This window comes from Photobacterium kasasachensis (assembly GCF_050336885.1).
In the GTDB taxonomy this organism is placed as follows: domain Bacteria; phylum Pseudomonadota; class Gammaproteobacteria; order Enterobacterales; family Vibrionaceae; genus Photobacterium; species Photobacterium kasasachensis.
Window position 1 is genome coordinate 171,442 of record NZ_JAKJSH010000007.1, and the last position, 11,752, is coordinate 183,193.

Annotated in this window: 11 protein-coding genes; 5 read left to right on the forward strand and 6 right to left on the reverse strand. The window is 47.3% G+C overall.

The window, feature by feature from the left end; translation table 11 throughout:
• Positions 1–99 precede the first annotated feature (99 nt).
• The 4 genes from L4D19_RS10625 to L4D19_RS10640 all read left to right on the forward strand — a co-directional run bounded on the left by L4D19_RS10625 (position 100) and on the right by L4D19_RS10640 (position 3,961).
• Positions 100–852: a (Fe-S)-binding protein gene (locus tag L4D19_RS10625; protein ID WP_428452435.1), complete on the forward strand. Its 753-nt coding sequence runs from the start codon at positions 100–102 to the stop codon at positions 850–852.
• A 2-nt stretch (positions 853–854) separates the two neighbouring features.
• Positions 855–2,285, forward strand: a complete 1,431-nt coding sequence (locus L4D19_RS10630) for a LutB/LldF family L-lactate oxidation iron-sulfur protein (protein ID WP_428452436.1) — start codon at positions 855–857, stop codon at positions 2,283–2,285.
• 11 nt (positions 2,286–2,296) lie between these two features.
• Complete coding sequence (locus L4D19_RS10635) at positions 2,297–2,944, forward strand: LutC/YkgG family protein (RefSeq protein WP_428452437.1); 648 nt, start codon at positions 2,297–2,299, stop codon at positions 2,942–2,944.
• A gap of 258 nt (positions 2,945–3,202) precedes the next feature.
• Positions 3,203–3,961, forward strand: coding sequence for a DUF481 domain-containing protein (locus tag L4D19_RS10640; protein ID WP_428452438.1), 759 nt, complete (start codon positions 3,203–3,205; stop codon positions 3,959–3,961).
• 41 nt (positions 3,962–4,002) lie between these two features.
• On the opposite strand, the gene L4D19_RS10645 is transcribed toward L4D19_RS10640, so the two are convergent.
• From L4D19_RS10645 to L4D19_RS10655, 3 genes are all read right to left on the reverse strand, one after another.
• Complete coding sequence (locus tag L4D19_RS10645) at positions 4,003–5,382, reverse strand: TRAP transporter large permease (RefSeq protein WP_428452439.1); 1,380 nt, start codon at positions 5,380–5,382, stop codon at positions 4,003–4,005.
• Entirely contained in the window at positions 5,379–5,945 is a 567-nt protein-coding gene (locus L4D19_RS10650; protein ID WP_428452440.1) for a TRAP transporter small permease subunit, read from the reverse strand. Before L4D19_RS10650 ends, L4D19_RS10645 begins: the two co-directional genes overlap by 4 nt.
• Before the next feature lie 130 nt (positions 5,946–6,075).
• Complete coding sequence (locus L4D19_RS10655; RefSeq protein WP_428452441.1) at positions 6,076–7,161, reverse strand: TRAP transporter substrate-binding protein; 1,086 nt, start codon at positions 7,159–7,161, stop codon at positions 6,076–6,078.
• A gap of 365 nt (positions 7,162–7,526) precedes the next feature.
• Between L4D19_RS10655 and L4D19_RS10660 the strand changes: the two genes are divergently transcribed.
• Entirely contained in the window at positions 7,527–7,769 is a 243-nt protein-coding gene (locus L4D19_RS10660; RefSeq protein WP_428452442.1) for a hypothetical protein, read from the forward strand.
• Between the two features lie 5 nt (positions 7,770–7,774).
• On the opposite strand, the gene L4D19_RS10665 is transcribed toward L4D19_RS10660, so the two are convergent.
• From L4D19_RS10665 to L4D19_RS10675, 3 genes are read right to left on the reverse strand one after another with little or no spacing between them, the layout of a single operon-like run.
• Positions 7,775–8,875 (reverse strand): hypothetical protein, encoded by a 1,101-nt coding sequence (locus L4D19_RS10665; RefSeq protein WP_428452443.1) that lies wholly within the window; start codon positions 8,873–8,875, stop codon positions 7,775–7,777.
• A 59-nt stretch (positions 8,876–8,934) separates the two neighbouring features.
• Entirely contained in the window at positions 8,935–10,317 is a 1,383-nt protein-coding gene (locus L4D19_RS10670; RefSeq protein ID WP_428452444.1) for a DUF3131 domain-containing protein, read from the reverse strand.
• Between the two features lie 28 nt (positions 10,318–10,345).
• Complete coding sequence (locus tag L4D19_RS10675) at positions 10,346–11,740, reverse strand: DUF3131 domain-containing protein (RefSeq protein WP_428452445.1); 1,395 nt, start codon at positions 11,738–11,740, stop codon at positions 10,346–10,348.
• Between the last annotated feature and the right edge of the window lie 12 nt (positions 11,741–11,752).

Genomic DNA, 11,752 nt, shown 5'->3' on the forward strand with positions numbered 1-11,752 from the left:
ACACAGCTATTCCATTCGGCCCCAGTGAACAAGAGTCGCTTCCCAGAGCAGTTTCACTGGACCGGATGGAATAGCTTACCTGCCTTCAAGGAGTTCAAGATGCGAATCTACCCTGCCAAGCCGGAAAAAGTCTATTTCTACGCAACTTGCCTGGTCGACATGTTCGACCCGGAAGCCGGTCTTGATGCCATTACGCTGTTAGAGCAGCAGGGGATCGAGGTCATTTTCAAAGAGAAGCAAACTTGCTGCGGCCAACCAGCCTATAGCTCCGGCTACGACAGTGAAGCCAAGCAAGTCGCTCTCAGCCAGATGGCACTGTTTGAAGAGCAATGGCCGGTCATCGTTCTGTCCGGTTCCTGCGGCGGAATGATGCACCACCACTATCGTCGTCTATTCAAAGGAGATGAAAAGCAGCAACAGGTCGATACCTTTTGTGACCGTGTTTTTGAACTCACCGAGTTCCTTGTCAATGTTTGCCGAATCAAGCTTAATGACCGCGGTGAATCAACCTCTGTCGTTATGCACACCTCCTGCGCCGCCCGTCGCGAAATGAATGTCCATGTCACCGCCACCCAGCTACTCAACCAGCTGAAAAATGTCGAGCTTCGTGAACAAGACTACGAAAGCGAGTGCTGCGGCTTTGGCGGTACCTTTGCCGTTCGCCACCCTAATATCAGCCAGGCTATGGTCGAAGACAAAACCCACCACCTGTCGAATACCCAGGCCGATGAGCTGGTGAGCGCCGACTGGGGTTGCCTGCTGAACATTAACGGGGCATTGGACTACCAAGGCAAGTCAATGCGCGGCCGCCACCTTGCCAGCTTCCTGCTGGAAAGAACCGGAGGAAAGTAAGCATGAAACATGAAAACGCCCAAGGGCCAGAATTCTTCCACCCGCAAGCCAAATCAGCATTGGCGGACCAACAGCTACGACAGAATTTCCGCGGTGCGATGGATTACCTCCGGGACAAACGGAAAACGGCTTTTGCTGATGCCAATGAAGAACACAATATTCGCAACCTTTCTGAGGCTATCCGCCAGCGTTGCCTAAGCAAGCTACCCGATTTGTTGGAACAACTTGAAACTAATTGCCTGAAGAACGGTATTCAGGTCCACTGGGCAGAAGACGCCGACGAGGCCAATAGTATTATCGCCACTATTGCCCAGTCCCATAACGCCAAGACAATCGTCAAAGGCAAATCAATGGTCAGCGAAGAGATCGAGCTGAATCATGAAATGGAAAAGCTCGGTATAGAGTGCCTCGAAAGTGATATGGGCGAATACATTGTCCAGCTTGACGGTGACAAGCCTTCTCACATCATCATGCCGGCGATTCACAAGAACAAACAGGAAGTGAGTGATACCTTCGAACATAACCTTGATGATTTCACTCCAACCATTGATGTCGATGAATTAATTCAGACTGGCCGAAGCAGGCTGCGCCAGAAATTCCATGATGCAGATATCGGCCTGTCCGGTGTTAACTTTGCGGTTGCCGAAACCGGCACATTGTGCCTGGTGGAAAATGAAGGCAACGGCAGAATGTGTACCACTGTGCCCGACGTCCATATCGCTATAACCGGCATCGAGAAAGTGGTCGAGTTCCTGTCAGATGTTCCACCTCTATACAGCGCCCTGACCCGCTCGGCTACCGGTCAGGCGATCTCAACCTATTTTAACATGATCACCTCCCCGCGCCGCGAAGGTGAACTGGACGGCCCGGAAGAAGTCCACCTCGTCTTGCTCGACAACGGCCGCTCGCAGGCCTATCGTGACGAAGAGATGCGAAAAACGCTGCAGTGTATCCGCTGCGGGGCATGTATGAACCACTGCCCGGTTTATACCCGTATTGGCGGCCACGCCTACGGCACTGTTTATCCGGGGCCTATCGGTAAAATCATCTCACCGCATATGATGGGACTGGATAAAACCAAAGATCTGGTTACAGCTTCGAGCCTATGTGGTGCCTGCGGTGAAGTCTGCCCGGTCCGGATCCCGATCCCCGAGCTCCTGCAGCGACTGCGCCATGAAGCCAAGAATCCACCGAACGAGGGAGCCCAAGCCATTGACGGCCAGGAAGCGGCTGCCAATAAAACCGAAAAGCTAGCCATGAAGGGATTTGCCTATGCGGCAACTCACCCAACGCTTTATCACACGGGTACATTGGCAGCAACAAAGCTCAAAGCCCTAATGCCAAATAACCTCGGAGCCTGGACCCAATGCCGGACCGCACCAAAGCCTGCGGACAAAACCTTGCATCAGTTGCTTAAGTCACAAAAAAAATGAAGGAGAGAACAATGAGCACAGCACGACAATCAATTTTATCTCGCCTTCGTAACGCAGGTGCAACACCCAAAAGCGCTGAGGGTCATACTTATCAGCCGTGGGCTGCAACATCGGAAGAAGAGCTTGAGCAACGATTTATCGCAGGGATCACTGCCAGCCATGCCGATGTGATTTCCACTAACGCCGAAAAACTCTGCGACATACTTGCTCAGATCATTGCCGACAAACAGCTCCACCACATCGCCCTGGGCACAGGTGGTGAGTTTCAGTCTGCAATTGATGGAGCCACAAAGCAGGTTGAATCAGTTTCTTTTGAGCGTGAGGTTAGTCAGTGGAAAACTGAGCTATTCGAGCAGGTTGATGCCGGGATCACCCACTGCCTGGCCGGCATTGCCGACACGGGCACGCTGGTATTGTGGCCCGACAGCCAGGAGCCACGCACTCTATCCTTGGTCCCACCAATACACATCGCACTTCTCAAGCGCTCAACACTGGTAAGCAACTTTGCCGAACTCATGAACAAACAAGCCTGGCATATCGGCATGCCAACCAATGCCATTTTAGTCTCTGGGCCATCTAAAACGGCTGATATTCAGCAGACACTGGCCTACGGTGCCCACGGCCCAAAAGAGCTGATCGTAGTACTGGTTGAAGACTGACTAAGCAAACTGACAAAATAGACACATCCAACTAACTATAATGCGCTCACTCCCTGTCTCGAGCGCATTATTTATTACATACGAATTTATATAATAAATGCTGCAGCCATTCATCCACTGCTTACCATTGCTCTCGCTGTATAACTCGCTCCGAACCTATACATTTCCCACCCCCAGAAATTACATCATGCTGACATGTGCAATATTCTGCTTTTTACAATGAGGTCATAATTCAACCAGCAAACACCAGCAATAAACATGAGAGCACTTGTACTACTGACTGCAATTAGCCTTATTTCCGCGCCCACTTGGGGTGATGACGAAGCTGAAGAACTTGACGAGCCATCTGTTGTCGAGTCGCCGTGGAGCGGCAACGCCAAGCTCGGATTTATCTTCAGCAAAACCAATGAAACCTCGATGTCTACCAACTCTGGCGCCAGCATTATTTACGACAAGGATAAATGGCAACAGAAGGGCGAGTTTTCCACCTACTACACCAAAGGAAACGAAGACAGCGACGGGACCAATAAATACAATCTTAGCTACGGTATGAAGCACTTGGTCAATGATAACTGGTTTGTCTACTCCAACAGCAAGTACGAGCACGATCTGTATGCGACCTACCGCGAGCAGCTAACTATTGCTACCGGTTTCGGTGCGACCCTCATTGACGAAGAAGACACGACACTCAGCATTGGTGCCGGTCCGGGTTATCGTTTTTCACAACGACAAGACTTCGATCCTGACTTACCCAGTAAGAAAGAAGACGAGGTTATTGCCAACGCCTTCCTCGAAGGAAGCTCTAAGCTTAATGACAGGTTCGAACTAGGCGGTGAACTTCGCATCGACTACGGTGAAGAGAATACAACAACCAACGTCAAAGGCTATCTCAAGAACCAGCTCATGGCGCAGGTATCATTGCTGCTTGATACCGAATATATCAACAACTCTAACGTTGCGGCCGACAGCAGCAACAGCGAAATTTACAGCACCATCAGTTTAAGTTACGACTTTTAATCAGTTTGACGTCTGGCATAAGCATCAAACTGACTTAACAGTTATCCGTATACCACCTTAGGCAACCAAGTTGCCAGAGACGGCCAGTACGCCAGCATCCCAATCACAAAAAGCTGAATCACGATAAACGGAATAACACCCCGGTATATTTGCTGGGTCGAAATCGTATCCGGGGCAACGCCACGTAAATAGAACAGCGAAAAGCCAAACGGCGGAGTCAAAAATGATGTCTGCAGGTTCAAGGCAATCATGATACCGAGCCAGACAGGATCCAGATCCATACTCAGCAAGATTGGCGCAACAATCGGGATCACCACAAAGGTGATCTCAATAAAATCGAGAAAGAACCCCAACAGGAACATCACCAGCATTACCAACAGTACCGCGCCGAACACCCCACCCGGCAAATCGGTCAAAAACTCCCTTACCAGGTCATCGCCACCAAACCCGCGAAAAACCAATGAAAAGACCGATGCGCCAATCAGGATCATAAAGACCATCGCGGTCACTTCGGTTGTACTGTGCATAACATCACGGAGAATTTGAAGGGTAAAAGTCCGCTTGATCCAAGCCAGAATAATTGCCCCGACCGAGCCGACCGACGCCGCTTCTGTTGGCGTCGCAATACCCGCTAGAATAGACCCCAAGACTAAAATGATCAGCAAAATTGGCGGGAACAACACGGTTAACACCTGCATCCAAAGTTCTTTGCTGACCTTGCGCTCTTCAGCTGGAATAGGCGGCACTTTCTCAGGAGCCACCACAGCTATCGCAATCAAATAGACGCAATATAACCCCACCAGAAGAAGCCCAGGGATCAATGCGCCCAGAAACAGATCGCCTACCGTTATACTTTCCGGAGCAAAGATCCCCTGATCAAGCTGTGCCTGTTGATAGGATGACGAAATAACATCACCCAGCAGAACAAGCACGATTGATGGTGGGATGATCTGACCCAATGTCCCTGACGCACATATAGTGCCCGTCGCCACTTCCGCCGAATAACCACGCCGCATCATGGTCGGCAAGGAAAGCAGTCCCATAGTCACCACAGTAGCCCCGACGATCCCGGTACTAGCGGCCAGCAGCATACCGACAAGAGTCACTGATAACCCAAGTCCACCAGCTAAACCACCAAACACCTGCCCCATGGTATCCAGCAGCTCTTCAGCAATTTTCGACTTCTCGAGCATAACCCCCATAAAAATAAACAAGGGAATGGCGATGAGCAGTTCATTGGACAGTATGCCCTGAATACGATTGGGGATCGCTTCAAGAAAGACAGGATCAAATGTTTCGGTAAAATAGCCGATGACAGCAAAGATCAATGCCGATCCCGCCAATGAAAAGGCAACCGGATAACCAGCGAGCAACACAATAAAGACGAAGATAAACAAGAACAACGGCAATAATTCAATCATAATCCGTGCTCCTCGACATGTTCATCTAAGGCTGCGATGGCTGATTCATAACCACTGAGTACCAGGATACATTTCAAGGTTTCCGCCAGCCCCTGCAAGATCATCAGCGCTGGCATCAGCAGTATTGATGTCTTGAAGATGTATCGGGCATCTATTCCCCCTGCCTCCTGGGAACCTTCCAGCATCTGCCATGAAAAAAGCACATACTCCCAAGAAATGTAAAAAATGAAGCCACAGGTTGGCAGCATCAAGATGATGAATCCCAACAAATCAACCCAGGCTTTTTTTCTGGCAGATGAAGGACGATAGAAAATATCGACCCTGACATGGGCGCCTTTTAACAAGGCATACGCTGCGCCCAGCATAATCACATAGTTATGAAAGTAGGTAATCGACTCTTGTATGAATACAGAGCCAATATTAAAGACATAGCGCATCACAACCACGACAAAGGTAATGATCACAATGGCGAGAACAAACCATGACACGATCCGTCCGGTAATATCAGTAAAGCGATTAATACCCCGAATCAGGCCAATCAAGAAGGGAGAAGGTGTATCCATACAGCACTCACCGAGTTATCTAGTTTTCAAGTATTTCAATACCGGAAAACCAGATGAGCATCTTCACAAACTATTCAAAAACAGCTACCTTGCGAAGCCCCCATCTGGTACTGATATCCGTGTTACTTTCTTACTGTGGGTTTCTTGAATTCAGGTAGGACTGCTCCGAAATCTCATGCCAGTCTACAGCCTGCTGACGGAAGGTCTTATAAGACTCATAGACTTTCTTGCTCATCGGATCTTTCTTCGCTTCTTCTGCGACCACCTGCTCTGAAAGGCTCTTCAGCTGCTCCAGTACCTCGGTCGGATAAGGACGTAAATCGACCTTATGCTCCTTCACCAATCGTTCCAAAGCCGCATTGTTACGGGCGGTGTATTCCGCCAGCATATTAGCATTGGCCACGCGGGTTGCATTCAGCACGATGGACTGGAGATCTTTTGGCAGCTTATCGAAGGCTTTCTTGTTAATCAGTGCTTCTAGCGTAGTACCAGGTTCATGCCAGCCCGGATAGTAGTAGAACTTGGCGGCTTTATGCAGACCAAAGGCCATGTCGTTATAAGGGCCAACCCATTCGGTTGCATCAATTGCTCCAGACTGCAGCGCCGGGAAAATCTCGCCGCCCGGCAGCAAGACCGGGGTTCCGCCAGCACGCTTGAGCACTTCGCCGCCCAGACCCGGGATGCGCATTTTCAGGCCTTTAAGATCTGCCAGCGAATTAATCTCTTTGTTAAACCAACCGCCCATTTGTACGCCGGTATTTCCACCTGGCATTGGAATGATGCCAAATGGCGCATAGGCTTCCTGCCACAGAGCCAAACCACCGCCGCTATATATCCAGCTATTCATCTCCTGAGCCGTCAGGCCAAAAGGAACGGCCGCGAAAAACTGCCCTGCAGGCACCTTTCCTTTCCAGTAATAACCGGCACCATGGCCCATCTCGGCGGTACCTCTTGATACGGCATCAAATACTTCTAGAGCGCCCACCAGCTCTTTGGCACCATAGACTTTCACCTGAATTCGGCCATTACTCATCTCGCCAATCAGCTTTGCCAAGTCATTTGCGCCAGTACCTAGTCCCGGGAAGTTCTTCGGCCAGGTCGTTACCATTTTCCATTTGTATTCAGCTTTAGCGGCATTGGCAAAAAAAGGGGTAAACAGTGCGGCGGCGACAGTAACCGATATGGCTACCTTTCTGACGACATCCTTGAGATACATCTTCCTCTCCTTCGTATAGTTGTTGTTTTTATTTTGACTAGCCCGTTATGACAAACCAGCTGTTAAGTTTTTGTTAACCAACTTTTACTATAGATTCATATCAAGGAGGTCGTTATAAATTATTGATAAATTTGAACGAGCTCATAAAACAACCACAAATCCACAGCCAACATGCCGCGTTGAAATAGGCTCTATTAGAGCCGTAGAGGAATATTGATATAGACAGGAAATGGAGAGTAAGTTTGAAGAGTTAGCTCTCTGGCCGTGTAAGACATAAGTTGTATTGCACAAAGGTATTCCTAAGTCTAACCTACTAGATAGCGTTGTAAGCAATCTCATGCATTAAGCAAGGAAGGATGCCTGTTATGTCAGCTGAAATGATTAGAGAGACTGAATATACAAGCGAAAGCAGTCACGCTATGCATTTAGCAGGAACATGTAAGCATTGTGGCAATGATACTTTAATGTTTATCTCTGAACTCAACATTCACTCCTGCGCTTTTTGTCACCAGGAAACCATTGAGCCCGGGGCTAGCACCTTGTCCAAATATAAACCTGAACCAAGTCACCAACATTGCTCTCAATTAGAAGAACTCAATATAGGATAAAGTGCTTATGGTTCCGAACTGTTCGGCGCAGTTGAATCAAGAACCAAGCTTCTTCGCTGTATTGCTTCTACACCCTTCTTATCACTAGATAATAATTCACTCCCCCTGGCAAGAGGGTTGGCAACCACCTTGTTACTATTCTCTTTACCCTGTTGCTCTATAAATTGATATGGCTCGACAGAATAGGTAACCACTTCATCACTATCATTATTTTGTTCGCCCACTCCAGTATTAACATTGTAGGTGCCTTCCGAATAACTCTGCTTGTTCTTCTCTGGTTTTTTTCCCGGTTTCACTTCCTCCAACGGACCTGAAATCCGGATTGTTTTGTTCAACAACGGTGTTATTGCCGCCTGTTGATTACTTGCCTCACTCTTTAACGGACGAGGGATCACCAACTTACTGCCATCCGACTTTACATTTTGCTCAGGCAGCTCCTGAAGCGACTCCCCAACATTAGAATTTGAAACAGGTATTGGCTCTGGCGAATTCAACTCATCTTGTTCACTCGTTATCGGAACAAACTGTGTATCTTTGCGAAACTGCGCTTTCATGCCAGTAAGTTTTTTATTTCCACCGGAAGGCTGATAATAGCTTTTGGGAACAGATGGCGTGATCACAGAAATATCTGGCTGAGGATATTTCTCTTCCAGACCTAACTTTGGACTAGTAAAGCTAAACAGAGCTAGCTTTTCTTCCCAAACCTGAAGAGTTGATAGCTCTTTTTGCCATTCTTCGTCGATACTGGAGGCAACATCAGTAATTTGTAGTTGAGTGGATAGCTGGGTATTGGCTCTTTCATAACGTTGATGAAGTTTTCTTCTCATCTGAGTCCAGTTAGTTCCACCCATCATAAGAAAACGCATACTATCTGCCCAATATTGGTAGGCGACAGCATCATTTTCCTTATCAGCAGCTATTGCAGCCAAGGCTTCCGATAGACCAGCATATTGCCACATCCTCTTTCTTCCCAGCTTGGCCTCTGAACCTAATATAGCAATAGAGGTTTGATGCCAGTGTTCAGATGCCTGCTGATATCGGCCGAGATTTACAAGATAAGTAGCCTTGCTAAATGGTGCCAAATCCACATCAATAGCAGCTGCCATTCCATTACCAGACCATACCAATATGCTGATTAACATGAACCGTAGAATTGAAGTTATGCTCATCTGAACGTCTCCACCAGACACTTACCCGGATGGTAAAAACGGGAGTCAAATTGCACATCTCGATATTCTCTCTCCCTGCGAGGCTGATACAGCTTGCCGTTAGCCTTATAGAGCAAGGCCTCCATTACCCCTGCGTTTGTCTGCAGAGTAATGGTTTTTTCATATGCACTATTAAGTTCATATCGCCCCTCGTACCACCCGCGTTCGGGATCATAGAGCTCTTTCACAAGCGTAATTAAGCGTTCGGTATAGTCCGTTTTCCATAGCACCCACATTTGAAAAGCGACCCGAGTGGATACCAACGCCAGTTCATCATGAGAGCTACCGTCTTCAGCAACCGTTATCCAAGGGGTGCCTAACGCATACAAACTATCATAAACATGATAAGGCTCCCCAGTTACAACATGCTCTCCTCGAGCTGTATAGATTCGATCAACCTCCCAACGGGATTCCTGCAACCTATACACCGAGTCCGCCATTGCGGAAAGTACCTCATTACTATGCTCAGCATCACTTGAACGGGTATCGTCCACTTTATCCCAGTTAAACTCTAATCCGAGGAGCAGGTAAGGAGTGCTATAAACTGGGCGAAGAACATCATAATAACGAGGGTCTCGGCCATCAAATAACAAGTCAATTCCATTGATAGTAACAACTTCATAAGGCTCCAACTTCATCGCCTTTTCCGGAACAACTTGCCAATCAAGATAACCATATGCTGTGTATTCTTCTTGCCCTAACCGCCCTTCCTTATATCGCTGAACCCTTCCATCCTGTATATCTCCACCGAACAACTCTCCGTCTTTTGTCACCAGTTCACAAAAGTTCCATCGTAGTACGGCCTTATCTATATACTCTGAAAATTCAGGGTTTCGTTGCTTGGTCATAGCCAGCACAATCAACAGACGACCAATATCAATCGATGACCAACCAATATCATTAGGCTGATTGGCATAATCAACTTTCTTAGCGCTTGAGGTACTATACACTTTGTTAGGAACACCAGTTGGCCCCAATGGCATTTCCGCAAGAAAGCTGATCACCAACGATAAGCGCTCATCATGCTCTTTGCTAGTAATAAAGTTAAACTCTCGAGCAGCCATTAAGGCAACCAGATAGTCTGCCAATGCCGACAGGTTTAAGGTTGGATAGTTATCAATCGAGTTAACCAAACCTGTATTCAGGTTCGTATTGTTCTCAATATACTTCCAAGCCGTTTCAGCCCACTGGAGTTCCAACTCAGACAATTCGCCATAGCGCCCCTGACGGATCAACTGGGATCCATTTATCGTCGTCATACCATCTTGCACCCCCTGATAAACAACCCCGCAAGATGCAAGGGAAACCAGAGAGCAGACAATCAGCGCTTTTCTCAACATCAATACCTCTACACCAGAGAAATGCACATTAGCTTTGTGGACGTTTACGTGGCAGACACTGCCCTTCGTAGCCAAATGGTGACTGAAGTGCTTTTTCCCATAGACTCGGCGCTAAATTATCCTTGTATTGCAGCAATTTACCTTGCTGTTTATATAACAATATCTCTAACGTAATTCCGTTATTATTTGAGGTAAAGGTATTAATCAAGCCAGTACCGTTTTCGAATATCCCTTCATAGAAACCTTTGTTTCTGTCATACAGGTGGGAGACATGATCAAACAATAAATCGGTATACTCTGTATCCCATAGTACCCACATCCCCATAGCCCCTTTTACAGCTACAGCTGCATATTGGGGAAGAAACTCTCCCGCTTCAGAAATCGTATTCCAAGCAAATCCATCCGTATAAATTGTGTCATAGACAAAATACGGAGGACCTGCCAGCTGATGTTCTGTACGAGCCGTTATAATACCTGTCTGCTTATATCTTTCTTCTTGAACGCGATATATCTGCTGTGCAAACTTGGCCATCCAGGCATTTGAAAACTTATAGTCATGAACAGTTCGATCATCAGTCAGATCCCAGCCTAGCTCGATACCGTCCAACACATAACTTTCAGTCACAACATAGCTGTGTGCTTTCAGTTTTCTCGGGTCTCGGGTATCGTAAGGAACATCATAACCGTAAAGGTTAATTGTACTATAAGGCTCAGGCATAGAAGCCTGTGTTGTATCAAACCCCCATAGCTGGAAACCTTTGGCAGCATATTCCTCATAACCCAGTCGACCTTCTTGTAAATACTGAACAGGCTTGTCTTTTTCAAGCAATGCGCCAAACATCGTGCCGTTCTCGTCTACAACGTTACAAAAATTCCAACGCAATACGGCAGAATCAATCCCAGTCGCATATTCAGGATACCTATGCTTGATTATATGTAGCCAAATTAACAAACGTCCTAAATCCAACGCGGAATAACCTATTTCACCCGGCTGGTTACCGTAGTCAACCTTCGCTGCGGTCTGGGTGTTATAGGCTTTATTCGGGAGTTCACCATGAAACAGATCCAAGGTATTTAAAGTCGTCAACATTCGAATAAAGCGCCGATCAAACTCTTCTTTCTCGATTATGCCTAACTCATACGCACTAACCATACCGGCCATATACGAAGCAGCATCCCACCAAGTTACCGACGGATAATTATTAACAGCATTTACCAGGCCCGTTGACTCCTGGTAGTTATTTTCAAAGTACCTCCAGGCAATCCTAGCCATATCCATTTCTTTTTCAGTCAAGTTACCATAACGGGACTGAGGAACGGACCAATGTGTTTTTCTCTCAACAACTTCATCAGAAAAACTATCGTAGCTATTGCCGCAACCCGCAGCCATTAGCCCCAAAAGGCAAACAATGATATAACGCATACAATACTCCCT

What these genes read in the sequence shown, in the direction of transcription:
- L4D19_RS10625 (WP_428452435.1), top strand. Translation starts at nt 100, where the DNA reads ATGCGAATCTACCCTGCCAAGCCGGAAAAAGTCTATTTCTACGCAACT.
- L4D19_RS10630 (WP_428452436.1), top strand. Translation starts at nt 855, where the DNA reads ATGAAACATGAAAACGCCCAAGGGCCAGAATTCTTCCACCCGCAAGCC.
- L4D19_RS10635 (WP_428452437.1), top strand. Translation starts at nt 2,297, where the DNA reads ATGAGCACAGCACGACAATCAATTTTATCTCGCCTTCGTAACGCAGGT.
- L4D19_RS10640 (WP_428452438.1), top strand. Translation starts at nt 3,203, where the DNA reads ATGAGAGCACTTGTACTACTGACTGCAATTAGCCTTATTTCCGCGCCC.
- L4D19_RS10645 (WP_428452439.1), bottom strand. Translation starts at nt 5,382, where the DNA reads ATGATTGAATTATTGCCGTTGTTCTTGTTTATCTTCGTCTTTATTGTG.
- L4D19_RS10650 (WP_428452440.1), bottom strand. Translation starts at nt 5,945, where the DNA reads ATGGATACACCTTCTCCCTTCTTGATTGGCCTGATTCGGGGTATTAAT.
- L4D19_RS10655 (WP_428452441.1), bottom strand. Translation starts at nt 7,161, where the DNA reads ATGTATCTCAAGGATGTCGTCAGAAAGGTAGCCATATCGGTTACTGTC.
- L4D19_RS10660 (WP_428452442.1), top strand. Translation starts at nt 7,527, where the DNA reads ATGTCAGCTGAAATGATTAGAGAGACTGAATATACAAGCGAAAGCAGT.
- L4D19_RS10665 (WP_428452443.1), bottom strand. Translation starts at nt 8,875, where the DNA reads ATGGCAGCTGCTATTGATGTGGATTTGGCACCATTTAGCAAGGCTACT.
- L4D19_RS10670 (WP_428452444.1), bottom strand. Translation starts at nt 10,317, where the DNA reads ATGTTGAGAAAAGCGCTGATTGTCTGCTCTCTGGTTTCCCTTGCATCT.
- L4D19_RS10675 (WP_428452445.1), bottom strand. Translation starts at nt 11,740, where the DNA reads ATGCGTTATATCATTGTTTGCCTTTTGGGGCTAATGGCTGCGGGTTGC.